The following is a 22,381-nucleotide window of genomic DNA, read 5'->3' as shown; positions in this document are numbered from 1 at the left end:
CACCGCCTGTCTCCGTTCTTGTCAATCCCCCCGCAAGCCCGCCAGGGCCGCTTCGAAGCCATCCGTGCCGCGCCGCAGCTCTTCGACGATGCGGCCGTCGCGGATGCGCAGCAGCCGGTCCGCCAGCGCCGCTTCGCGCCGCAAGTGGGTTGCGATCAGCAAGCTGCGCCCTTCGCAGCGGGCGCGCAAACGCTGCAGGACGTCGCTTGCCGTCCCCGCATTCAGTGCTTCCGTCGCTTCGTCGAGCAGCCACAAGGTCGATTCGTGCAGGAACAGCCGCGCCAGCGCCAAACGCCGCGCTTGCCCGCCCGACAAGCCCAGGCCGCCCTCGCCCAGCATGGTGTCGAGGCCGCCCGCCAGGGCGCGCACCTCGTCGTCCAGGCCGGCCGCCTGCAGCGCCGCCCACAGCTGCGCATCGCTGGCGGCGGGATCGGCCAGGCGCAGGTTGTCGCGCAAGCTGTCCTGGAACAATTCCGTCTTCTGCGTGAACAGACAGGCACGCGGCGCGCTCACCTTGCCCGACAATGGCGCCAGCTCGCGCGCGGCCAGGGCCAGCAAGGTGGACTTGCCCGCGCCGCTGGGGCCGATCAAGGCCACGCGCTCGCCGGCGGCGATGTGCAGCGATACGTCATACAGGATGGCCACATGGCTGCCCGCATGCGCGGCGCTGACGCGTTCCAGGCGCAAGCCCGGTGCGGCATCCAGGGGCAGCGTGGCGACATCCTGCTGCTCCAGGCGCGGCGCCAGGCGGCGCATGGCCAGCAGCATGCGCCCCGCTTCCAGCGCGCCGCGGCGCAGTCCCGCAAACGGTTCCACGGCCGTCAGGGCGATCAGCAGGGCCAGCGCCGCGGCCGGCACGCTCAGCGCCTGCTGCTGCACCAGCGCGGCGACGGCCAGCAGCACCCCGGCCAGGGTCGCGCTGCCGGCCACGCCATACGCGGCGCCCGCCGCCGTTTCCAGGCGCAGCAGGGTGAAATCGGCTTGCGCCAGCGAGCGGTCGATCCGCGCCAGCGCCGCGCACTGGGCGTCGATGCGGCCCGCCATCACCAGGTCCGTCTGGCCGGCCACCAGGTCGATGGCGCCGGAACGCAGTTTTTCGATGGCGCGCGAGCGCAGGATGGCCGGGCGGCGGGCGCGGCGCGCCACGCTCCAGCTGATGCCGCCGCCGGCGGCCAGCAGCCACGCGGCCAGTCCCAGGCCCAGCTGCCACTGCATCACGCCCAGCGCCACGCCAGCCAGCAAGGCCGCGCATAGGGCCGTGAAGGCAGGGACCAGCAGGCGCAGATACAGCGATTCGAGCGCATCGATATCGGCCGTCAGGCGGAACAGCAGCTTGGCGGGCTGGCGCAGCAGGCGGCTGGCCGCTTCCGGGCGCGACCAGCCGCGAAACAGTTGCACGCGGATGCTGGCCAGCGCGGCGAACGTGGCGTCGTGCGTGACGAGGCGTTCCGCATAGCGCGAACCCGTGCGGCCGATGGCCAGCAGGCGGATGCCGGCCGACGGGCCGAACACGTCGAACAGGATGGCCGTCGAGGCATGCAGGCCGGCAATCGACGTGGCCGTGATGAACCAGCCGGACAAGCCCAATAAGGCCATGCCGGACACCGCCGTCAGGGCCGCCAGCAAGGCGCCCCCGATCAGCTTGCCTGGTTGGGCCAGCAGTAATTGCCGCAGGACGGGATTCGAGATCAATGTGGTGTTCATGCGCGCAACTCCTGTGCCTGCGCCAGGGCATCGACCTGCACCGTGCGCTGCAGGCGCCCGGCCAGCACGGGGTCGTGCGTGGCGACGATCATCGTCTTGCCTTTCGCCAATTCCAGCAAGGCGTCCGTCACGCGCGCCGCCGTTTCGCTGTCCAGGTGGGCCGTCGGTTCATCGACCAGCAGCAAGTCCGCGTGCGGATGCAGGACCACGCGGGCCAGGGCCAGGCGCACGGCTTCACCGCCGGACAGGCCCTGCCCGCCATCGCTGAGCATGACGGCCGGCTGCGCCTGCGCCACGGCAGCCAGGTCGGCCAGGTGCAGCGCCTGCGTCACTTGCGCGGCATGCGCGCCCACGCGGCCCAGGGTCACGTTCTGGCTGACGGAGGCGGCAAACACGTGGGGACGCTGGCCCATCCACGCCATGCGCTGGCGCAAGGTATTCACGGTGCCGTCGGTCAGGCGCACGCCGCCGATGCGGATCTCGCCCCCGCTGGCGGGCAGCAGGCCGGCCAGCAGGGACAGCAAGGTGGTCTTGCCGGCGCCGCTGGCGCCCAGCAGGGCGACGTGTTCGCCGGCGCGCACGGTCAGGTCGAAGCCGTCGAAGACGCGCGCCTCACCGGGATGGGCAAAGCGCAGTTGATGGATTTCGATAGCGGGCGGCGGCGCCACGGCCATGGCGGCGGCGGAGACGGCAGCGGCTGCCACGCCGGCGCCGGGCAGGGGCACGCCTTCGGCCGCCAGGTCGTGCAGGCCGGCCAGGCCCGCTTCGCCGGCCGCCTTGTCGTGCCAGACGGCGGCCAGTTCGCGTAAGGGTTCGAAAAACGCGGGCGCCAGCAGCAGGATGAACAAGCCCTGCCCCAGGCTCAGTTCGCGGCCCCAGGTGCCGAAATTGATGCTGCCCAGCAAGGAAAAACCGATAAACGCGGCCACCATGGCGACACCGAGCGCGGAAAACAGTTCCAGCACGGCGGACGACAGGAAGGCGATGCGCAGCACCACCATCGTGCGCCGGCGCACGGATTGCGACGAGGCGTCCAGGCGTGCGGCCGTGGCGTCGACGGCGTCGAGCGCGCGCAGGGTGGCCAGGCCGCGCAGGCGGTCCAGCAGAAACGCGTTCATGCCGCCCATTTCCACCATCTGCGCGCGGCTGGCCGCTTGCGCGCCCATGCCCACGAGGGCCATGAAGACGGGAATCAGGGGCGCGGCGATGAGCAGGATCAGCGCGGCGATCCACGACAGGGGCGTCACCACGGCGAGGATCACGAGCGGCACGAGCATGACTTTCCAGCGCGCGGGCTTGTAGCGCACCAGGTAGGGCACGATGGCTTCGGCCTGTTCGGCGATGACGCTGGCCGCCTGCCCCGACTGGGCGCGCTGGCGGTCCAGCGGCGAACGCTGCGCCAGCGCTTGCGCCACTTGCGCGCGCAAGGTGGACAGGTGGTCGCGCGCCGCCGCATACATGCGCCGCGCGCCCCACGCTTCGCAACCGGCGCGCAGCACGCCCAGCAGCAGCACGCCGGCGGCCGGCAACAGGGCCGCGCGCCAGGGTGCACCGGCCAGCATGGCTTGCACGGCCCAGGCCAGCAGGGCCGCTTGCGGCAGCCACAGCAACGCGGCGCCGCCCTGCGCCAGGCTGGCGGCACGGGGAAGGATAAAGCGGGGCAAGGACAGCGGCGTGGTAGGCATATCTATACTTTTTGAGTTTTCAGAATTTTCTGTAAATTCGATATTTTGTATAATACTGCGAAACATGACATATATCAATTGACCCTGCGGGTGTGGCGTGAAAAAATTCAGATAATTATGAAAACTCAACATATCCAAATGACGCCGCTGATCCTGACCTTCGTCAGCCATTTCGGCGAGATGGGCAGCCGCTGGGGCTTTAACCGGACAGTGGGGCAAGTGTACGCCTTGTTGTTTGTCGCAGAGCATCCTTTACACGCGGATGAAATCGCGGAACACCTGAGTTTTTCACGCTCGAACGTGAGCATCGGCTTGAAGGAATTGCAGGGCTGGGGCTTGATCCGCCAGTCGCGCATCCCCGGCGACCGGCGCGAGTATTTTTCCTCGCTGGGCGATGTGTGGCAAATCTTCCGCGTGGTGGCCGCCGAGCGCCGCCGCCGCGAAGTGGCGCCCACCCTGACGGTGCTGCGCGAATCGCTGCTGGCGCCGGCCACGGAACCCGTCGACCAGTATGCGCAGGAGCGCATGCGCGAAATGTATGAACTGGTCGACCTGGCCAACACCTGGTTCGACGACTTGCAGCGCCTGTCGCCCGAATCGATGGCGCAGCTGATGAAAATGGGCGCCAAGGTGCAAAAGCTGCTCAATGCCAAGGATCGCCTGTTCGGCGTCAGCAATAACAGCGACTGAAACCCGCCGCCCCTCTCCCTACTCAATGCATTGCTAGCACAAGCTAGCGTGCCTTGTCACGCCATTTCCGCTCGCCGCGCAGGCTTTCGCCAGCACAGCCATACATAGCCGTATGCGATGTTGTCAAGCATGCCAATAGCATTATTTAAATTGTATTAATTTACATCAAGACTAAGCTTGCATATGCGTACTCACGCAAAGGCGACCGGGCGACAAGTCGACCTCCCTGACCGGACGGCGCGCACCCTGAAGCAGTGAAATGTCTGCAATAAAATAAAAGGGGATTTTCATGAAAAGCATAACAAGCATTGCCATACGGGCATCCATGCTGGCCGCCCTGACGGCCTGCATGGGCGTGGCACAGGCTGCTACATGGGTCGATGTGGGACCGGCCAGCGGTTTCAGCATCGAAGGCAGCACCGTCACTTACTCGCCGTCACCTGCCCTCATGGTGAAATACTATAACGACAATCTCGTGCCGCAGAGTCCCACCGACATCCAGGGCTATATCAACGGCGTTTTCGGCACCAGCCTGGGTGCGGCCGTCTCGTTTTGCGACAATGCCACCTCAGGCTGCACCGCCGGCACCACGGCAGGCGCCAGCGGCGGGGTGAATTCCTTCACGAGTGCGGCGGACTATGATTACCTGGCCATCCATTTCGGCCAGGGCGAACTGGTCTTCCACTGGGCAGCGCCCGTCGCAGCCGGCACGACCTTCACGGTGGAAGGCTTGCCCAAGGACCTGAGCAATTACCGCGCCTACGTTTCCGCCATCCCTGAACCGGAAACCTATGCCATGCTGCTCGCCGGCCTGGGCCTGCTCGGCGTTATGGCGCGCCGCCGCCAGGTAAAATAAGAGCATCGGGCAAGACCCTCAACACGGCGCCGGCGCACCCTTGTTTACAGCGCGCTTGCGCCGCGCCGCCCACTCTTTACACCGTCTTTATGCCCCTCCCGCTATGCTGACCGGCATCTTCAGTCATCGTTGCGAGGGAGTCCACATGCATGAATCCCCATTCCAGCCGCGCGCGCGCCATGCGCTGCGCCAGCACTTGCCCGTGCGCGAACGGCTGCGCCTGGCACGCCTGGCCAGCAAGAAAGTACTGTCGCTGTGTTCCGCGCTGCTGTGCGCGGCGCCGCTGCTGTATTTGCTGAGCTTAGTGCTGGGCGCGCAGCCCTGAACAGCTGCGCGGAAACCGGATGCGGGGGAAAGATGGGGTGCGTTGCGGCAGCTTGCCGCCGCGTGATTGTGGCCAGTATGAAACTGGTCCGCCCAGAGGGAATCGAACCCCCATTCACGGTTTAGAAGACCGTTGTCCTATCCGTTGAACGATGGGCGGAGAGGTGCAGTATTTTAATCCATGCGCGCCAGCAATGAAATGCCAGCGCGGAATAGAAAACGGGCTGTCATTTCTGACAGCCCGCTTATGACTTTGGTCGGAGTACAAGGATTCGAACCTTGGACCCCCTGGTCCCAAACCAGGTGCGCTACCGGGCTGCGCCACACTCCGAAGACAAGATAATAACGCCCCCACCCAATTTCGTCAATTGCCATAGACGAATTAGATGGAAATAACTATCGGCGCCTGCCTTTACACAGCCACTTTATCCGCAATGCGGCGCGCCATCGACTCGGCCTTTTCCTTATCTTTCGCCTCGACCATCACGCGGATCAGCGGCTCGGTGCCGGAAGCGCGGATCAGCACCCGGCCCGTGTCCCCCAGCTCGGCCTCGACCAGTTCTTTTTCGGCCACCATGGCGGCATTTTTTTGCCAGTCGAAACCGGGCGCCACGCGCAGGTTGATCAAGGTTTGCGGGAACAGCACCAGTTCGGCCAGGCATTGCTGCAGGCTCTGGCCGCTGCGCTTGAGGGCGGACAATACTTGCAGCGCGGAAACGATGCCGTCGCCCGTCGTGTGCTTGTCCAGGCACAGCAGATGGCCGGAACCTTCGCCGCCCAGTATCCAGCCCTTTTCCTTCATGACTTCCAGCACGTAGCGGTCGCCCACCTTGGCGCGCGCAAAGCCGATGCCCTGCTGCTTGAACAGCACTTCCAGCGCCATATTCGTCATCAGGGTGCCGACGGCGCCGGCCACGGGGCCCGTCGCCAGGCGGTCCTTGACCATGACGTACAACAACTCGTCGCCGTTATACAAGCGGCCCGTGGCATCGCACATGATCAGGCGGTCGGCGTCGCCATCGAGGGCGATGCCCAGGTCGGCGCCGTGCTCGACGACGGCTTCGGCCATGGCCTTGGTTGCCGTGGCGCCGAAGCCCGCATTGATATTGAAACCGTCGGGCTTGTTGCCGATGGCGATGACTTCCGCGCCCAGCTCATGGAACACGTGCGGCGCGATATGGTAGGCGGCGCCATGCGCGCAATCGACGACGATCTTCAGGCCGCGCAAGTCCAGCTCGTTCGGGAAGGTACCCTTGCAAAATTCGATGTAACGGCCCTGGGCATCGTCCAGGCGCTTGGCGCGGCCCAGCTTGTCCGAGGGCACGCAAGCCATGGGCTCGTCGAGTGCCGCTTCGATTTCCAGTTCCACGCTGTCGGGCAGCTTGGTGCCCTGGCCGGAAAAGAACTTGATGCCATTGTCGTGGTACGGGTTGTGCGAGGCGGAAATGACCACGCCGGCCGACAGGCGCAGCGCCCGCGTCAGGTAGGCAATTGCCGGGGTCGGCATGGGGCCGGCCAGCATCACATCCACGCCGGCGGCCGACAGGCCCGCCTCCAGCGCCGCTTCCAGCATGTAGCCGGAAATGCGCGTGTCCTTGCCGATCAGCACCGTCGGTCGCGCCTTGCCGCCTTGCGACTTGGCCAGCACCTTGCCGGCAGCATAGCCGAGGCGCATGACGAAGTCGGGGGTGATCGGAGCCGTGCCCACCAGGCCGCGGATGCCATCCGTGCCAAAATATTTACGCGTCATAGTATTTCTCTTTTTGTTGTTTATGATAAATCTTACAGGCTCAGTGTGCCATGCGCCAGACCTTCAGTGCATCGACGGTTTCAGCTACATCATGCACACGGATAATTTCCGCACCTTGCGCTACCGCAGCAAGTGCACCGGCGACACTGCCGGCCAGGCGCTGCTCGACGGGACGTCCCGTGACGGCGCCGATCATCGACTTGCGCGACAGCCCGGCCAGCACGGGCAGGCCTAGTTCGCTGCGCAACTGGCGCGTGGCGCGCAATAAGGCGTAGTTCTGCTCCACCGTCTTGCCGAAGCCAAAGCCGGGATCGACGCACAGGCGCTCGCGGGCGATGCCGGCCGCCGTCATCGTGTCGATGCGCTCGCGCAGGAAGTCGATGACTTCGCGCACCACGTCTTCGTACTGCGGCTGGGCTTGCATGGTTTCCGGTACATTTTGCATGTGCATGATGCACAGCGCGCAATCGCTGTCCCGCACGGCGTCGATGGCGCCCGGCGCGCGGAAACCGTTGATATCGTTGATCATGTCGGCGCCCGCCAGGATGGCTTCGCGCATCACTTCAGGCTTGTAGGTGTCGACGGACAGAGGCTTGCCGCAGTCGCGCAAGGCGTACAGCACCGGCATGACGCGCTGCAACTCGTCTTGCAGCGGCAGCGGCGGCGCGCCGGGGCGGCTCGATTCGCCGCCGATGTCGATGATGTCGACACCGTCCATGATCATCTGCTCGGCGCGGGAAATGGCAAATTCCAGGTGCTGGTACTGGCCCGCATCGGAAAACGAGTCGGGCGTGATGTTCAAGATGCCCATCACCAGCGCCTGCGTGCCCTGCAGGTTGAAGCCGAAACGGCCGAATTGCAAATAGTGTCGCATGTGATTCTTTGTAGTCGTCAGGAAAAAACTGCGGCGGCAACGAAAAAGGGCAAGGATTGCTCCTTACCCTTCTCTTGCATGCCGCTAATCAGGCAGTGGTCGCTATCAGGCTGGCGCCGTCACGTTGGGCGAGATGCCGCCCGTGCCGCTGTCGCCCGCATTGCGGCGAGGCGGGATGACTTTCGGTGGACGCGGCTCCAGGCCGGCCATGATGTCATTGATTTGCTCTGCATCAATGGTTTCCCATTCCAGCAAGGCTTTGGTCATCATTTCGACCTTGTCGCGGTTGCCTTCCAGCAAGGTGCGCGCCAATGCATATTGCTTGTCGAGAATGTTGCGGATTTCAGCATCGACCTTTTGCTGCGTCGCTTCCGAGATCGTCTTCGTGGCGCCACCGAAGAAACCTTCGTTTTCGCTGTCTTCATAGACCATCACGCCCATGCTGTCGGACATGCCGAAGCGGGTCACCATGGAACGGGCCAGCTTGGTGGCGCGCGAAAAGTCGTTCGACGCGCCCGTGGACATTTGGCCCACGAAAATTTCTTCGGCGATACGGCCACCGAACAGGATGGAAATTTCTTCCAGCATCTTGTCCTTGTAGGCGGACAAGTTGTCGTGTTCCGGCAACTGCCACGTCAGACCCAGGGCCCAGCCGCGCGGCATGATCGTTACCTTGTGCACGGGATCGGCCTTCGGCAACAGCTTGGCGACGACGGCGTGACCGGACTCATGGTAAGCCGTATTGCGACGCTCTTCCTCGCGGATGATCATCGATTTACGCTCGGGACCCATGTAGATCTTGTCTTTCGCATCTTCGAAGTCCGCCATTTCCACCAGGCGCTTGCTGCGGCGCGCGGCGAACAGGGCTGCCTCGTTGACCAGGTTGGCCAGGTCCGCGCCCGAGAAACCGGGGGTGCCGCGGGCCAGGATATCGGCTTTCACGTCGGTACCGATAGGCACTTTGCGCATGTGCACGTTCAAGATCTGCTCGCGGCCGCGGATATCGGGCAAGCCGACGGACACCTGGCGGTCGAAACGGCCCGGACGCAGCAGCGCTTTGTCGAGTACGTCGGCGCGGTTGGTGGCGGCCACGACGATCACGCCGGAGTTCGCTTCAAAACCGTCCATCTCGACCAGCAACTGGTTCAAGGTCTGTTCGCGTTCGTCATTGCCGCCGCCCATGCCGGCGCCGCGGTGACGGCCGACAGCGTCGATCTCATCGATGAAGATGATGCATGGCGAATGCTTTTTCGCGTTTTCGAACATGTCGCGCACGCGGCTGGCGCCGACGCCGACGAACATTTCCACGAAGTCGGAACCGGAAATCGAGAAGAACGGCACCTTGGCTTCGCCGGCGATGGCGCGCGCCAGCAGGGTTTTACCCGTGCCCGGAGGACCGACCATCAGCACGCCGCGGGGAATGCGGCCGCCCAGTTTCTGGAATTTGCTCGGGTCCTTGAGGAAGTCGACCACTTCGTTGACTTCTTCTTTCGCTTCGTCGCAACCGGCGACATCGGCGAAGGTGACGGTGTTGCTGGCTTCATCCATCATGCGCGCCTTCGACTTGCCGAACGAGAATGCCCCGCCCTTGCCGCCGCCTTGCATCTGACGCATGAAGAAGACCCAGACGCCGATCAACAGCAGCATGGGGAACCAGGAAACAAAAATAGTTTGCAGGAAAGACGCTTCCTCGGGCGGACGCACATCGAAATGCACGCCATTGTCGCGCAAGTCGCCGATCAAGCCCTTGTCGAGGCTGGTGGCGGTGGTACGCACCTTGGTGTCGTCCATCAGCTTGGCGGTGATCGACGAACCTTCGATCACGACATCCTTGACGCGCTTGGCTTTGACTTCATCCAGCAAATCGGAATAAGCGATGGCCTTGCTGCCGCCTGTGGCGCCATGACTGTCGAATTGCTTGAACAGCATGAACAACAGCAGCAATACGACTACCCAGATGGCAGATTTGGAAAACATGTTATTCACGAAGACTCCTTGGATGCAGTGCGCATCTCTTTACCTATAGCTAGAAACACGATTTTACTCGCAATAAGCGGGCCGTGCCAAAGCCCGCCGATCCGTGCGCGCGAAAAAATCGCGTTCACGCAAAAAAATGCAGTATAAACAATTTAGGCTTTTATGCCATCAGACGCTACTGCACTTCTCGTTCCCATGTGCGGATTCCCTCTTAAATATCAAGGGTGGAATCATCTTCTTCCACGGCATTTTTCAGCGGATTCTTGATTCCACGGCCCATCAGGAAGATTTCCGACGATTTATCGCGGCTGGCCTTGGGCTTTTTCTGCACGACGACCTTGAATTCGGCGCGGAATTTCTCCACGATCTGGCTGAAACCCATGTCCTTGAAGCATTTCACCAGCAGCACGCCAGACGGCTTCAGGTGCAATTGCGAGAATTCGATGGCCAGGTCGATCAAGTGTTCCATGCGCGCGGCATCCGCCGTGGCGATGCCCGACAGGTTGGGCGCCATGTCCGACAGGACCAGGTCAACCTTACGGCCCTGCAACACCACTTCCAGCTGGCGCAGCACGCGCGCTTCGCGGAAGTCGCCCTGGATGAAGTGGAAATCGGCAATCGGCTCCATTTCCAGCATGTCCAGGCCAATCAGGGTACCATTGACCCCGCCGCCGTCCTTGCCAGCCAGCTTGCGCCGCGTGTACTGGGCCCAGCTGCCAGGAGTGCAACCCAGGTCGACGATCACCTGGCCAGGTTTGATCAGTTTCTCGTCTTCATCGATTTCTTTCAGCTTGTATGCTGCCCGGGCGCGGTAGCCCTCTTTTTGCGCCAACTTCACATATGGATCATTTATGTGGTCGTGCAACCAGTTTTTGTTTAATTTCTTCTTTGCCATTCGCGTAGAATACTGCTTTTAAGGGAATTACTAAATATTATTATGCTAAAACTTACACCCGTAGAGCGCAGCGCACTGCGCGCCGAAGCACACGCGCTGAAGCCTATCGTCATTATTGGCGAAGCGGGCTTGACACCTGCTGTCCTCAAAGAGATCGACCTTGGCCTGGATTCGCACGGTCTGATTAAAGTCCGCGTGTTCGGCGACGACCGCGAAGCCCGCGTCGGAATGTACGATACGATTTGCGGCAATCTCGGCGCCGCCCCGGTACAACATATTGGCAAACTGCTGGTAATCTACCGTCCGAAAAAAGAAGTGGTTAAGGAGAAGGTCAGCGCCGGCAAAGGCATGCGCGAAGTGACCATCGTCAAGGCCAGCGCCAGCGGCACCAAGCGCCCCAGCGTGACGAAAGTCATGATCAAGGGCAATGAGCGCGTTACCGAAGGCGGTTCCATCAAGCGTGCCAAGCCGCGTCAGAAAAGCGCCAAGAAAAGCGCACTGGGCAGCAAGTAAGCCTGTTCACCCGGCCACCGCAAGGCGGCCGGGCTTGAAACAAGAAGCGGAGCACGGGATATTCCCTGCTCCGCTTTTTTATTGCTGCTGATTCAAGACTACTGCTGTTTCCAGATCAGCACGCCCGCCAGCAGGCTCTGCACGGCAAAGATCAGGGTCGACACGCCATGCAGCATGCCGAAGCGGCTGCGCATGGCCTCGTCCATGATGCCCGACGGCGCTTGCGCCTTGAGTTCGGCCATCAGGGGCGAAATGCCGAAATGGCTGAGCAGCGCGCACACCAGCATCGACAGTACCAATGCGGCCAGCAAACGGCGGCGCTTCAGCTCCAGCGCGCCCCATTGCAACAGGGCCAGCAGCACCAGCGCACAGGCGATGGACAGCCAGGCCTCGGCGCGGAACATGCTGCCGGCGATATTGCCCGCCAGCACGCGGTCACTGAGGGTGCCGAACAGGGTGGGCGCCACGATGAAGCCGATGGTCCACAGGCTGCCGGCCCACAGGGTGGCAACGAGGAGGCGCACGCGCGTCAGCATCAGATGTACAGCACTTCCAGGATTTCGTATTCGCGCGGGCCGGACGGCGCCTGCACTTCCACCACGTCGCCGGCGTACTTGCCGATCAGTGCGCGGGCGATCGGGGACGTCACGGAAACCTTGTTCATTTTCAAGTCGGCTTCATCGAGGCCGACGATCTGGTACGTGACTTTCTGGCCCGATTCCAGGTCTTCCAGGTTCACGGTCGAGGCAAACACCACGCGGCCTTCCGCGTCGAGCGCGGTCGGGTCGATGATTTGCGCTGCGCCCAGCTTGCCTTCGAGCTCGGCGATGCGGCCTTCGACGAAGGCCTGGCGTTCCTTGGCGGCATCGTACTCGGCGTTTTCCGACAAATCTCCGTGCGAACGCGCTTCGGCGATCGCATCGATGACGATGCGGCGTTCCTTGGTCTTCAAATGATGCAGCTCTTCCTTCAAGAGTTCTGCGCCGTATTTGGTCAATGGGACTGAGGTCATGTTATCTCTACTATCTGCTAGTTATCGGCGCCGCTGTCCGTGTTTTGCCACGGTTAACGGACTTACCAAGTGAAAACCACAGAGGCCGCGCGCTGCTCTGCACGGAACTCTGTGGTTGATAAGCATGCAGTGTACCGCCTAACGGCGGCCACTGCAAACGCACTTAGTTCAAGGTCTTGTGCAGACCTTGCAAATCGTACACACGCAGCTCATCCAGGTGGCGGATGCCTTCGACGGCCGCTTCCGCGCCGGCGATGGTGGTGTAGGTCGTCACGCGCGACGCCAGGGCCGACGTGCGGATGGCCCGCGAATCGACGATGGCGCTGCGTTTTTCTTCCACGGTGTTGATCACCAGGACGATTTCATGGTTCTTGATCATGTCGACCACGTGCGGACGGCCTTCGATCACCTTGTTCACTGGCGTGACGGCGATGCCGGCAGCAGCGATCACGGCGGCGGTACCCTTGGTGGCGACCACGGTGAAGCCGGACTCGACCAGATCACGCGCCACTTGCACGGCGCGCGGCTTGTCCGACGCTTTCACGCTGATGAAGACCTTGCCCGATTTTGGCAGGTTCACGCCGGCGCCCAGTTGCGATTTCACAAACGCTTCGCCGAACGTCAGGCCCACGCCCATGACTTCACCCGTCGATTTCATTTCAGGGCCCAGGATGGTGTCCACGCCAGGGAACTTGACGAACGGGAACACGGCTTCCTTGACGCTGAAGTATGGCGGCACGACTTCCTGCGTGATGCCTTGCGACGCCAGCGACTGGCCGACCATGCAGCGCGCGGCGATCTTCGCCAGTTGCAAGCCGGTGGCTTTCGAGACGAAAGGCACGGTGCGCGAAGCGCGTGGATTGACTTCCAGCACGAAGACGACGTCTTTCAGTTGGCCATCGATCTCTTGCTTCTGGATCGCGAACTGCACGTTCATCAGGCCAACCACATTCAAGCCCTTGGCCATCAGCGCCGTCTGGCGTTTCAGTTCTTCAATGGTTTCCGGTGCCAACGAGTATGGCGGCAAGGAGCAAGCCGAGTCGCCCGAGTGGACGCCAGCCTGTTCGATGTGTTCCATCACGCCGCCGATGAACGTCGTTTCGCCGTCGGAAATGCAATCGACGTCGCACTCGATGGCGTCGTTCAGGAAGCGGTCCAGCAGCACCGGCGAATCGTGCGAAACCTTCACGGCTTCGCGCATGTAGCGCTCGAGGTCGCGCTGCTCGTGGACGATTTCCATGGCGCGGCCGCCCAGCACGTACGATGGACGCACGACCAGCGGATAACCGATTTCCTGCGCCAGCGCCAAAGCGTCGGCTTCCGTGCGCGCGGTGCGGTTAGGCGGCTGGCGCAGTTCCAGCTTGTGCAGCATTTGCTGGAAACGCTCGCGGTCTTCGGCCGCGTCGATCATGTCGGGCGAGGTGCCGATGATCGGCACGCCATTCGCTTCCAGGTCCAGCGCCAGCTTCAAAGGCGTCTGGCCGCCGTACTGCACGATCACGCCCACCGGTTTTTCGATGGCGACGATTTCCAGCACGTCTTCCAGCGTCAGCGATTCGAAGTACAGGCGGTCCGAGGTATCGTAGTCGGTCGAAACCGTTTCTGGGTTGCAATTGACCATGATGGTTTCGTAGCCGTCTTCGCGCATGGCGAGGGCCGCGTGGACGCAGCAATAGTCAAACTCGATACCCTGGCCGATACGGTTCGGGCCACCGCCCAGCACCATGATCTTTTTCTTGTCGGTCGGATTCGATTCGCACTCTTCGTCGTACGTGGAGTACATGTACGCCGTGTCGGTCGAGAATTCGGCCGCGCACGTGTCGACGCGCTTGTAAACAGGACGGATATTCAGCGCATGGCGCTGCTGGCGCACGGCCGTGTCGGTCGTCTGCAGCAGGAAGCCCAGGCGGCGATCCGAGAAGCCCTTCTGTTTCAACTTGTACAGGGTGTTCTTGTCCAGGTTTTCCAGCTTCTGCGTGTCCAGCCACAGTTCCAGGTCGACGATTTCCTTGATCTGGATCAAGAACCATGGGTCGATCTTCGTCAGGTTGTGCACTTCTTCCAAAGTGAAACCCTGGGCAAACGCATCGCCCACGTACCAGATACGCTCAGGACCAGGCTCGCCCAGTTCTTCTTCGATCTTTTCGCGGTCCTTGGTCTTTTCATTCATGCCGTCCACGCCCACTTCCAGGCCGCGCAAGGCTTTCTGGAACGACTCCTGGAAGGTACGGCCGATGGCCATCACTTCGCCGACGGATTTCATCTGCGTCGTCAGGTGGTGGTCGGCGGTCGGGAATTTCTCGAACGTGAAACGGGGAATCTTGGTGACGACGTAATCGATCGACGGTTCGAACGATGCCGGCGTGGCGCCGCCCGTGATTTCATTGCGCAGCTCGTCCAGGGTGAAACCGACAGCCAGCTTGGCGGCGATCTTGGCGATAGGGAAACCCGTCGCTTTCGATGCCAGGGCCGACGAACGCGATACGCGCGGGTTCATCTCGATGACGATCATGCGGCCATCGACGGGGTTGATCGAAAATTGCACGTTCGAGCCACCCGTGTCGACGCCGATCTCGCGCAGCACTGCCAGCGAGGCATTGCGCATGATCTGGTATTCCTTGTCCGTCAGGGTTTGCGCTGGCGCAACCGTGATGGAGTCGCCCGTGTGCACGCCCATCGGGTCGAGGTTTTCGATCGAGCAAATGATGATGCAGTTGTCCGCCTTGTCGCGCACCACTTCCATCTCGTACTCTTTCCAGCCCAGCAACGATTCTTCGATCAGCAACTCTTTCGTCGGCGAAGCTTCCAGGCCGCGCTTGCAGATGGTTTCGAATTCTTCTTCGTTGTAGGCGATGCCGCCGCCGGAGCCGCCCATGGTGAACGATGGACGGATGATGGTCGGGAAGCCCAGGGTGCGCTGCACGGCCCACGATTCTTCCATCGAGTGCGCCACGCCGGAACGGGCCGAACCGAGGCCGATCTTGGTCATCGCGTCCTTGAACTTGGAACGGTCTTCCGCCTTGTCGATGGCTTCCGGCGACGCGCCGATCAGCTCGACGTTGTATTTCGCCAGCACGCCATTGTTGAACAGGTCCAGCGCGCAATTCAGCGCCGTCTGGCCGCCCATCGTCGGCAGGATGGCGTCAGGACGCTCCTTGGCGATGATGCGTTCAACGACCGACCAGGTGATCGGTTCGATATAGGTCACGTCGGCCATTTCCGGATCCGTCATGATGGTCGCAGGATTGCTGTTGACCAGGATGACTTTGTAGCCCTCTTCGCGCAGGGCCTTGCACGCTTGCGCGCCGGAATAATCGAATTCGCAGGCCTGGCCGATCACGATCGGGCCAGCGCCAATAATCAGAATACTTTTAATATCTAAACGTTTAGGCATTTTTCTTTTTCTCCTCCGCAGCCATCAAGTTGATGAAGCGGTCAAACAGGTAAGCAACATCCATCGGGCCCGGCGACGCTTCAGGGTGGCCCTGGAAGCAGAAGGCCGGCTTGTCCGTGCGGGCAAAGCCCTGCAGGGAACCGTCGAACAGCGATTCATGGGTCACGCGGCAGTTCGCGGGCAAGGTTGCCGCGTCGACTGCGAAACCGTGGTTTTGCGAGGTAATCAAGACCTGTTTCGTTTCCAGGTCTTGCACCGGGTGGTTGGCGCCGTGGTGGCCGAACTTCATCTTCAGGGTTTTCGCGCCGGAAGCCAAAGCCATGATCTGGTGGCCGAGGCAGATGCCGAAGGTCGGGATGCCCTTCTCAATCAATTCCTTGGTCGCCGCAATCGCGTAGTCGCACGGCTCCGGGTCGCCGGGGCCGTTCGACAGGAAGATGCCGTCCGGATTGAGCGCCAGGGCGTCGGCAGCCGTCGCTTGCGCGGGCAGCACGGTGACTTTGCAGCCGCGCGCCGTCAGCATGCGCAGGATATTGCGCTTGACGCCGTAGTCGAAGGCGACCACGTGGTATTTCGCATCCGCGTCGGCCAGCTGGCCATAGCCTTCGCCCAAGGTCCATTCCGTTTCGCGGTACTCGTAGGCGTCCTTGCTGGACACGACCTTGGCCAGGTCCATGCCGGCCAGGCCGGGGAAGGAACGGGCCAGTTCCAGCGCTTGCGCGGCGGATGGCTCGTTGCCTTGCGTACCGACGAGGATGGCGCCGCCCTGCGCACCTTTTTCACGCAGGATGCGCGTGAGCTTGCGAGTATCGATGCCGGCGATGGCGACGATATTTTCAGCTTTCAGGTAATCGGACAGGGAGAGGGTGGAACGGAAGCTGGATGCCAGCAACGGCAGATCGCGGATGATGAGGCCAGCGGCGTGAACCTTGGAAGATTCGACGTCTTCCGGATTGACGCCCGTATTGCCGATATGCGGATAGGTCAGGGTGACCATCTGGCGGCAATAGCTTGGGTCGGTAAGGATTTCCTGATACCCGGTCATCGAGGTGTTGAAAACAACCTCGCCCGTGGTATGACCGGCGGCACCGATCGAAAAACCTTTAAAGATCGTTCCATCAGCAAGCGCTAATATGGCTGGAACGGCAGGGCCAGAAAAAAATGGCGGCAAGGGCAACTCCTGATAAAGTTACCGTAGCTGCGCCACGTCAGACCGACCGCCTAGATACCCGAGCCAGATGCACTCAGGGTGTTTCAACGGTCATTTTGAATGAGGGGATGGGTAGTCGCTACGGTATATGTGTGATTGGCTAAACCTTTGAATTATAACCAAAAGGAAGCTTTTCCACAAGGAAGAAAACTCGGAATCGGCGGCATTTTTTTGCGCAGCAGCATAAATCCCCCGCCCCATGAAAAAAGCCGCCCGGCTTGCGCGGGGCGGCTGGTTCTGCAACTGCGGCTACTACTTAGGCCGTCAGGGCGGCAATGCCCGCTTTCGCGATTTGCGCATCTTCCGCCGACTTGACGCCCGAGACGCCGACGGCGCCCACGTAGTGGCCGTCGAACACGATGGGCACGCCGCCTTCCAGCAAGCCGTCGATTTCCGGCGCGCTCAGGAACGAGACGCGACCGCCGTTGATCATCTCTTCATAGATGCGCGATTCGCGGCGGCCCAGCGCGGCCGTCTTGGCTTTCGATGGGGCGATGTGCGACGAGATCGGCGCCACGCCATCCATGCGCTGCAGCCACAGCAGGTGGCCGCCGTCGTCGACGATGGCGATCGTGACCGCCCAGTTATTCTTGACCGCTTCCGCTTCGGCGGCGGCAGCGATTTTCTTTACGTCGTCCAGGGTCAAAATCGGTTTCGATTGCATGGTGCATCCTTGTTATGTTGAATCAAAATTGTATACGAAATGCGCAGCAGCGCTATCCCCTACTGCTCGCGCTTGGCTTTCAGCTTTTGCTTGAGCTGCGCCATCACGGCAAAGGTCGCCTGCTCGCCCGCCAGGATCGCCTGGTTGCGGCTGTTGAAATCGTTGCCCTTCATGGTGCCCAGGCTGGGCTGGATCACCACGTCCGCATCCTTGAGCTCGAACTGGTTGATGCGCTGGCCCATGATGGCGAAGGTCTGCATCAGCACTTCCATCGAGCTGATGGCCTTTTGCGTATCCGTTTGCGACGAAATATTCACGGCGATGATGAAATCGGCGCCCATGTCGCGCGCAAAGCGCACGGGCACGGGAGCGACGAGGCCGCCATCGACATAGGTGTGGCCCGCGATCGTCACGGGCTGGAACACGCCGGGCACGGCCGACGAGGCGCGCACGGCCATGCCGGTGTTGCCGCGCTGGAACAGGATCGGCTGGCCATTTTTGAGGTCGGTCGCCACCACGCCAAACGGAATTTTCAGTTTTTCCAGCGGCACGCCGCCCACGGCCTTGTTGACATAGCTTTGCAGCGCTTCGCCTTTCAGCACGCCGGACGACTTGCCGAACAAGGGCAAGGCCCAGTCGGAAATGGCTGCCTCGTCCATGTCGAACGCCATCTTTTGCAGGGCAAAGCCGGAATTGCCCGCCGCATACATGGCGCCCACCACGCTGCCGGCGCTGGTGCCCGTGACGATGTCCGCGTTGATGCCCTGCGATTCGAGCGCCTTGATCACGCCGATGTGCGCGAAACCGCGCGCCGCGCCGCCGCCCAGGGCCAGGCCGATCTTGATCTTGCGCGGCGTGACGACGATGGGCTCGGGTGGCGTCAATACCTGGATAGGTTTCGGGGCGGTGGTTTCGCAGCCGGCCAGCGCAAAGGCGGCCAGGGCAAGCAGGGTCAGGCGTTTAGGGAACATGGTGGAGAATGAGAACCGCGCGCGGCAGTGGCAACAAAGGAGAGCCGATTGTAGCGCAAGCGGGGCCGCCCGCACTGAAGGCCGCCTTAAATGTTAATAAATAACAAGATTCCGAATCGTGCGCGCCACTGCGGCTGCTAGACTGGCGCCTGGCTTACCGCATCATTAATGTTGTTTTTAATATAATTTATTGCGCGCACCAGCCTGGCGCCGCAAGCCAACCTATATTGATCGGCTTATGAAAACAGACCTGTTACGCCTCATCGCCCATCCATGCCTGCTCGCTGCCGCCCTGCTGGGTGCGGCCGGCGCCAACGCCGTCGCGGCGACACAGGGTGCCAATAACATCGCGGAGAAAATGGCGGGCTTTACCTGTACGGGGAACTTGCAGATGCCCATGGATCCGGGGGAGCACACGATAGCACTCAGCTTTGACGCCCCCGACCAGCACGGGGCGCAAGGCACCCTCATGGTTGACGAGCGCGGCAAGGCGAGCAACTTCTACGACTGCCGGCAAAGCGGCTACAACCTGGCGTGCACGTATGACGCGGGACCGGCCAGCGGCCCGCTGACCATGCGCTTTAGCGGCAAATTGAAGGAGGTAAAGGGCGAGATCAATTCCCCGTTTGAAAACAGCGCCACCATGCACTTTTCCGCACGCTGCCAAAAATCGGCGCAGTAGCAGCCAACCCTCCGGCGTCGCAGCGTCCGGTGTATTGCTCAACCCTGCTTGCTCAACCCTGCCCCTGGCCTGGCAGGCAGTCAACCTATAAACTCTTCTCACTCGCCGAATCACAGAACATGTCCGACGCATATCAATTTTCCGACAGCCGCGCCCTGAGCGACCCGTTTGCGCAACAGCTATCGCAGCAGCAGCCCGACGGCGCCCTCGCCTGGCTGACCACCATCCTCGCCACGCAGGCGCCCGCGCTGCGCTCGTCGAACGCCACCTTGCTGGCCTACACGGGCAATCCGGCCGCCCTCGCCTGGATCGACGCCAATGTGGGCTCGCCCGTGGCGGGACAATGGGGCGTGGCGGCGGCGCTGCTGGGCACGCCGTGGCCACGCATCCTGGACTGGCTGCAGCGCGGCGGCCCGCACCGGCTGATGGCGCTCGACACCTTGCTCGCCTACCGCAAGCCGGCCGTCAACATGTCGCCGCTGGAACAGATCGCCGCCCCCGTGCTGCCGCAGGCGCCCGCGCGCGCCGACCTCGACGCCGCGCTGGCCGCCTGCCTGGCCGCGTCGGCGACGCCGCGCATCCAGGCGGCCGTCAACTCGATCCAGCAGCATGCGGACGACATCCTGCGCGGCGGCCCGCGCGGCGTGGCCGTGGCCGACTTGCCGCGCCTGTATCTGGACCCGGCGCCATTCCAGGATGCGCCCGCTATCCTGGAACGGCACGAAACGGTGGTCGCCGGCATGCGTGCCAACCTGCAGAACTTGCTCAAGGGAATAGTGTGAAGAGACCAACCCTTGTGTCAATCGACTTGAGCGATATCAACTCGCCGCGCCAGCTGCACGCGGCGCTGGCCGCCGCGCTGGGTTTTCCTTCCTTCTATGGCATGAACTGGGATGCTTTCCACGATGCCATCACGGGCCTGGTGGACATGCCGCAACAACTGGAGCTGCGCGGCTGGCCAGCCTTCGCCGCGCGCCTGCCCGACGAAGCGGCCATCCTGCAGCGCATCCTGGCGCGCATGGCGCAAGATGCGCCGGACGGGGCGGCGCACGTGCATTACGTGTAGAACGGAAACGCTTGACAGCCCCGCCTGATTTCCCGTACATTAAGTGCATGTCCTCCTTCAAACATTCCTCCCCTTCCCTGCTGTCGCTATCGCGACTACTACTAGCACGCGCATAAGTTTGCCGCATTGCTTCGCCTGGCCACACGCCGGCGTGTTTCAAAAACCCTGGAAGGTTTGATGATGTTTGCACCATCCCCATTCGTACACGTAATCCCCACTGCGACCGCCCCCGCTGGCATCGTCGCTGCACTGCTATCGCTACCGATCGCTTGCCTGGCCTAGTGTTGCGTGGCCGCCCGGCAAGCTTGCGCCACAACCATTGATTTCCCCCTATCTTCAGGAGTACCCGATCATGATGTTGCAAAACCCAGCTTCCAAATACCGCGCCTTTCCTCCCGTCAAATTGACCGACCGTCAATGGCCGAACCAGATCATCAGCAAACCGCCTATCTGGATGAGCACCGACTTGCGCGACGGCAACCAGTCGCTGATCGAGCCGATGAGCGCGGAAAAGAAGCTGCGGTTCTTCGACATGCTGATCGCCATCGGCCTGAAGGAAATCGAAGTGGGTTTCCCATCGGCATCGCAGACGGATTTCGATTTCGTCCGCAAGCTCGTCGATGAAGGCCGCATCCCGGACGACGTCACCATCATCGTGCTGACCCAGTCGCGCGAAGAGCTGATCCGCCGCACGGTGGAATCCGTCGTCGGCGCCAAGCGCGCCATCGTCCACCTGTACAACTCCGTGGCGCCCGTGTTCCGCAAGGTCGTGTTCGGCATGTCGCGCGAAGAAATCACGAATATCGCCACCACCGGCACCACCCTCGTGAAGCAATTGGTGGCGCAGCATCCGGAAACGGAATGGGGTTTTGAATACACGCCGGAATCGTTTTCCACCACGGAACTCGATTTCTCCAAGCATATCTGCGACGCCGTCAGCGCCATCTGGAAGCCGACGCCGGCCAACAAGATGATCATCAACCTGCCATCGACCGTGGAATGCAGCACGCCCAACGTGTATGCGGACCAGATCGAATGGATGTCGCGCAAGCTGGCGCGCCGCGATTCCATCATCATCAGCGTGCACCCGCATAATGACCGCGGCACGGCCGTCGCGTCGGCCGAACTGGCCGTGATGGCGGGCGCCGACCGCGTGGAAGGCTGTTTGTTCGGCAATGGCGAGCGCACCGGCAACGTCGACCTGGTCACCCTGGCGATGAATCTGTACACGCAAGGCGTGCACCCGGGCCTGGATTTCTCCGACATCGATACCGTGCGCAAGTGCGTGGAAGAGTGCAACCAGTTGCCTGTCCACCCGCGCCACCCGTATGCGGGCGACCTCGTGTTCACGGCCTTCTCCGGTTCGCACCAGGATGCGATCAAGAAAGGTTTCGCCAAGCAAGAAGCCGGCGCCATCTGGGAAGTGCCGTACCTGCCGATCGACCCGGCCGACCTGGGCCGCAGCTACGACGCCGTGATCCGCGTCAACAGCCAGTCCGGCAAGGGCGGCATGGCGTACTTGCTGGAACAGGAATACGGTCTGGTCTTGCCGCGCCGCCTGCAGATCGAATTCTCGCGCGCCGTGCAAGCCGTGGCCGACGCCACGGGCCGCGAAATCGCCGCGCAGGATATCCACGACATCTTCCAGCGCGAATACCTGGAGCAGACGGCGCCGTACGCCTACGCTTCGCACCGCATGGTGGAAGACACGAGCAGCGACGAATCCGTGCAGATCGACATCAGCCTGTCGCACCGCCAGACGCCGCTGGCCCTGCAAGGCGGCGGCAACGGTCCCATCGATGCCTTCGTCAATGCGCTGGGCCTGGACATCAAGCTGATGGATTACCATGAGCATTCGATCGGCTCCGGCGCCAATGCGCAAGCGGCTTGCTACGTGGAATTGCGCCTCGACAACGGCCCGACCCTGTTCGGCGCCGCCATCGACAGCAATATCGTCACCGCCTCGTTCAAGGCCGTGCTGTCCGCCGTGAACCGCCGCATCGGGCAAACGGAAGCCGAAAAAACAACAGCGGCCGACGTGGCCGCCAGCGCCGCCTAAGCAATTTCGGCACGCTCCAGAGGGAGAAAAAGCGGTACGGCTTGATCGCCGTGCC

The 22,381-nt window shown here is 62.2% G+C and carries 20 protein-coding genes and 2 tRNA genes; 8 read left to right on the top strand and 14 right to left on the bottom strand.

The genetic code is table 11. The features are described 5' to 3' along the window. Positions 1-21 precede the first annotated feature (21 nt). Positions 22-1,704, bottom strand: a complete 1,683-nt coding sequence (locus O3301_RS19375) for an amino acid ABC transporter ATP-binding/permease protein (protein ID WP_305057197.1) — start codon at positions 1,702-1,704, stop codon at positions 22-24. Continuing rightward, a complete protein-coding gene (gene cydD, locus O3301_RS19370) occupies positions 1,701-3,389 on the bottom strand; it encodes a thiol reductant ABC exporter subunit CydD (protein ID WP_305057196.1) in 1,689 nt (562 codons plus the stop codon). The genes O3301_RS19375 and cydD overlap by 4 nt, the downstream gene beginning before the upstream one ends. 138 nt (positions 3,390-3,527) lie before the next feature. Between cydD and O3301_RS19365 the strand changes: the two genes are divergently transcribed. From O3301_RS19365 to O3301_RS19355, 3 genes are all read left to right on the top strand, one after another. Further along, positions 3,528-4,079 carry a GbsR/MarR family transcriptional regulator gene (locus O3301_RS19365; protein WP_170909696.1) on the top strand — a complete coding sequence of 184 codons (552 nt, stop codon included), beginning with the start codon at positions 3,528-3,530 and terminating at the stop codon, positions 4,077-4,079. A 289-nt stretch (positions 4,080-4,368) separates the two neighbouring features. Then, positions 4,369-4,935 carry a PEP-CTERM sorting domain-containing protein gene (locus tag O3301_RS19360; protein ID WP_305057195.1) on the top strand — a complete coding sequence of 189 codons (567 nt, stop codon included), beginning with the start codon at positions 4,369-4,371 and terminating at the stop codon, positions 4,933-4,935. 145 nt (positions 4,936-5,080) lie between these two features. After that, positions 5,081-5,260: a hypothetical protein gene (locus O3301_RS19355; RefSeq protein WP_251351227.1), complete on the top strand. Its 180-nt coding sequence runs from the start codon at positions 5,081-5,083 to the stop codon at positions 5,258-5,260. Positions 5,261-5,344: 84 nt separating this feature from the next. On the opposite strand, the gene O3301_RS19350 is transcribed toward O3301_RS19355, so the two are convergent. The 6 genes from O3301_RS19350 to O3301_RS19325 all read right to left on the bottom strand — a co-directional run bounded on the left by O3301_RS19350 (position 5,345) and on the right by O3301_RS19325 (position 10,755). Further along, positions 5,345-5,419 (bottom strand) — tRNA-Arg (locus O3301_RS19350). A 94-nt stretch (positions 5,420-5,513) separates the two neighbouring features. After that, positions 5,514-5,590, bottom strand: a tRNA-Pro gene (locus O3301_RS19345). A gap of 81 nt (positions 5,591-5,671) precedes the next feature. After that, the gene (glmM, locus tag O3301_RS19340) at positions 5,672-7,009 is read right to left on the bottom strand and encodes a phosphoglucosamine mutase (RefSeq protein ID WP_305057194.1); all 1,338 of its coding nucleotides are present in this window, start codon (positions 7,007-7,009) and stop codon (positions 5,672-5,674) included. 40 nt (positions 7,010-7,049) lie between these two features. Then, positions 7,050-7,883 carry a dihydropteroate synthase gene (gene folP, locus O3301_RS19335; protein WP_251351226.1) on the bottom strand — a complete coding sequence of 278 codons (834 nt, stop codon included), beginning with the start codon at positions 7,881-7,883 and terminating at the stop codon, positions 7,050-7,052. Between the two features lie 105 nt (positions 7,884-7,988). Beyond that, entirely contained in the window at positions 7,989-9,869 is a 1,881-nt protein-coding gene (gene ftsH, locus O3301_RS19330) for an ATP-dependent zinc metalloprotease FtsH (RefSeq protein ID WP_035817778.1), read from the bottom strand. Between the two features lie 202 nt (positions 9,870-10,071). Next, positions 10,072-10,755: an RlmE family RNA methyltransferase gene (locus O3301_RS19325; protein ID WP_058050784.1), complete on the bottom strand. Its 684-nt coding sequence runs from the start codon at positions 10,753-10,755 to the stop codon at positions 10,072-10,074. 42 nt (positions 10,756-10,797) lie between these two features. On the opposite strand from O3301_RS19325, the gene O3301_RS19320 reads away from it, so the two are divergent. Next, entirely contained in the window at positions 10,798-11,268 is a 471-nt protein-coding gene (locus O3301_RS19320; protein ID WP_010397237.1) for a YhbY family RNA-binding protein, read from the top strand. 98 nt (positions 11,269-11,366) lie between these two features. Here the strand turns inward: O3301_RS19320 and O3301_RS19315 are convergent, their stop codons facing one another. From O3301_RS19315 to O3301_RS19290, 6 genes are all read right to left on the bottom strand, one after another. After that, positions 11,367-11,804: a DUF4149 domain-containing protein gene (locus O3301_RS19315; RefSeq protein WP_305057193.1), complete on the bottom strand. Its 438-nt coding sequence runs from the start codon at positions 11,802-11,804 to the stop codon at positions 11,367-11,369. Then, positions 11,804-12,280 (bottom strand): transcription elongation factor GreA, encoded by a 477-nt coding sequence (greA, locus tag O3301_RS19310; RefSeq protein WP_034757428.1) that lies wholly within the window; start codon positions 12,278-12,280, stop codon positions 11,804-11,806. Before greA ends, O3301_RS19315 begins: the two co-directional genes overlap by 1 nt. Before the next feature lie 163 nt (positions 12,281-12,443). After that, a complete protein-coding gene (gene carB / locus O3301_RS19305) occupies positions 12,444-15,674 on the bottom strand; it encodes a carbamoyl-phosphate synthase large subunit (RefSeq protein WP_099664494.1) in 3,231 nt (1,076 codons plus the stop codon). Continuing rightward, positions 15,667-16,845 carry a glutamine-hydrolyzing carbamoyl-phosphate synthase small subunit gene (gene carA, locus O3301_RS19300; protein ID WP_099664495.1) on the bottom strand — a complete coding sequence of 393 codons (1,179 nt, stop codon included), beginning with the start codon at positions 16,843-16,845 and terminating at the stop codon, positions 15,667-15,669. The genes carB and carA overlap by 8 nt, the downstream gene beginning before the upstream one ends. Before the next feature lie 295 nt (positions 16,846-17,140). Next, complete coding sequence (locus tag O3301_RS19295) at positions 17,141-17,548, bottom strand: heme-binding protein (protein WP_034786036.1); 408 nt, start codon at positions 17,546-17,548, stop codon at positions 17,141-17,143. Positions 17,549-17,607: 59 nt separating this feature from the next. After that, a complete protein-coding gene (locus O3301_RS19290; RefSeq protein ID WP_289911558.1) occupies positions 17,608-18,519 on the bottom strand; it encodes a patatin-like phospholipase family protein in 912 nt (303 codons plus the stop codon). Between the two features lie 238 nt (positions 18,520-18,757). On the opposite strand from O3301_RS19290, the gene O3301_RS19285 reads away from it, so the two are divergent. The 4 genes from O3301_RS19285 (at position 18,758) to leuA (ending at position 22,326) form a co-directional block, all read left to right on the top strand. Then, positions 18,758-19,201, top strand: coding sequence for a hypothetical protein (locus tag O3301_RS19285; protein ID WP_305057192.1), 444 nt, complete (start codon positions 18,758-18,760; stop codon positions 19,199-19,201). A gap of 119 nt (positions 19,202-19,320) precedes the next feature. Further along, entirely contained in the window at positions 19,321-19,983 is a 663-nt protein-coding gene (locus O3301_RS19280; protein ID WP_305057191.1) for a hypothetical protein, read from the top strand. Positions 19,984-19,997: 14 nt separating this feature from the next. Then, entirely contained in the window at positions 19,998-20,267 is a 270-nt protein-coding gene (locus tag O3301_RS19275; RefSeq protein ID WP_251351220.1) for a barstar family protein, read from the top strand. A gap of 352 nt (positions 20,268-20,619) precedes the next feature. Continuing rightward, positions 20,620-22,326, top strand: a complete 1,707-nt coding sequence (gene leuA / locus O3301_RS19270) for a 2-isopropylmalate synthase (RefSeq protein ID WP_099664506.1) — start codon at positions 20,620-20,622, stop codon at positions 22,324-22,326. Positions 22,327-22,381 lie beyond the last annotated feature (55 nt).

It is taken from the genome of Janthinobacterium sp. SUN211, assembly GCF_030587315.1.
GTDB classification, from domain to species: Bacteria; Pseudomonadota; Gammaproteobacteria; order Burkholderiales; family Burkholderiaceae_D; genus Janthinobacterium; species Janthinobacterium kumbetense.
The sequence above is the reverse complement of the archived record's forward strand: the minus strand, read 5'-3'. Positions and strand labels throughout refer to the sequence as shown.

Coding starts and splice junctions, on each gene's coding strand:
- glmM (WP_305057194.1), bottom strand. CDS start 7,009: ATGACGCGTAAATATTTTGGCACGGATGGCATCCGCGGCCTGGTGGGC.
- O3301_RS19365 (WP_170909696.1), top strand. CDS start 3,528: ATGACGCCGCTGATCCTGACCTTCGTCAGCCATTTCGGCGAGATGGGC.
- cydD (WP_305057196.1), bottom strand. CDS start 3,389: ATGCCTACCACGCCGCTGTCCTTGCCCCGCTTTATCCTTCCCCGTGCC.
- greA (WP_034757428.1), bottom strand. CDS start 12,280: ATGACCTCAGTCCCATTGACCAAATACGGCGCAGAACTCTTGAAGGAA.
- O3301_RS19295 (WP_034786036.1), bottom strand. CDS start 17,548: ATGCAATCGAAACCGATTTTGACCCTGGACGACGTAAAGAAAATCGCT.
- leuA (WP_099664506.1), top strand. CDS start 20,620: ATGATGTTGCAAAACCCAGCTTCCAAATACCGCGCCTTTCCTCCCGTC.
- folP (WP_251351226.1), bottom strand. CDS start 7,883: ATGCGACACTATTTGCAATTCGGCCGTTTCGGCTTCAACCTGCAGGGC.
- O3301_RS19290 (WP_289911558.1), bottom strand. CDS start 18,519: ATGTTCCCTAAACGCCTGACCCTGCTTGCCCTGGCCGCCTTTGCGCTG.
- carB (WP_099664494.1), bottom strand. CDS start 15,674: ATGCCTAAACGTTTAGATATTAAAAGTATTCTGATTATTGGCGCTGGC.
- O3301_RS19280 (WP_305057191.1), top strand. CDS start 19,321: ATGTCCGACGCATATCAATTTTCCGACAGCCGCGCCCTGAGCGACCCG.
- O3301_RS19355 (WP_251351227.1), top strand. CDS start 5,081: ATGCATGAATCCCCATTCCAGCCGCGCGCGCGCCATGCGCTGCGCCAG.
- O3301_RS19320 (WP_010397237.1), top strand. CDS start 10,798: ATGCTAAAACTTACACCCGTAGAGCGCAGCGCACTGCGCGCCGAAGCA.
- O3301_RS19325 (WP_058050784.1), bottom strand. CDS start 10,755: ATGGCAAAGAAGAAATTAAACAAAAACTGGTTGCACGACCACATAAAT.
- O3301_RS19360 (WP_305057195.1), top strand. CDS start 4,369: ATGAAAAGCATAACAAGCATTGCCATACGGGCATCCATGCTGGCCGCC.
- O3301_RS19315 (WP_305057193.1), bottom strand. CDS start 11,804: ATGCTGACGCGCGTGCGCCTCCTCGTTGCCACCCTGTGGGCCGGCAGC.
- O3301_RS19375 (WP_305057197.1), bottom strand. CDS start 1,704: ATGAACACCACATTGATCTCGAATCCCGTCCTGCGGCAATTACTGCTG.
- O3301_RS19285 (WP_305057192.1), top strand. CDS start 18,758: ATGAAAACAGACCTGTTACGCCTCATCGCCCATCCATGCCTGCTCGCT.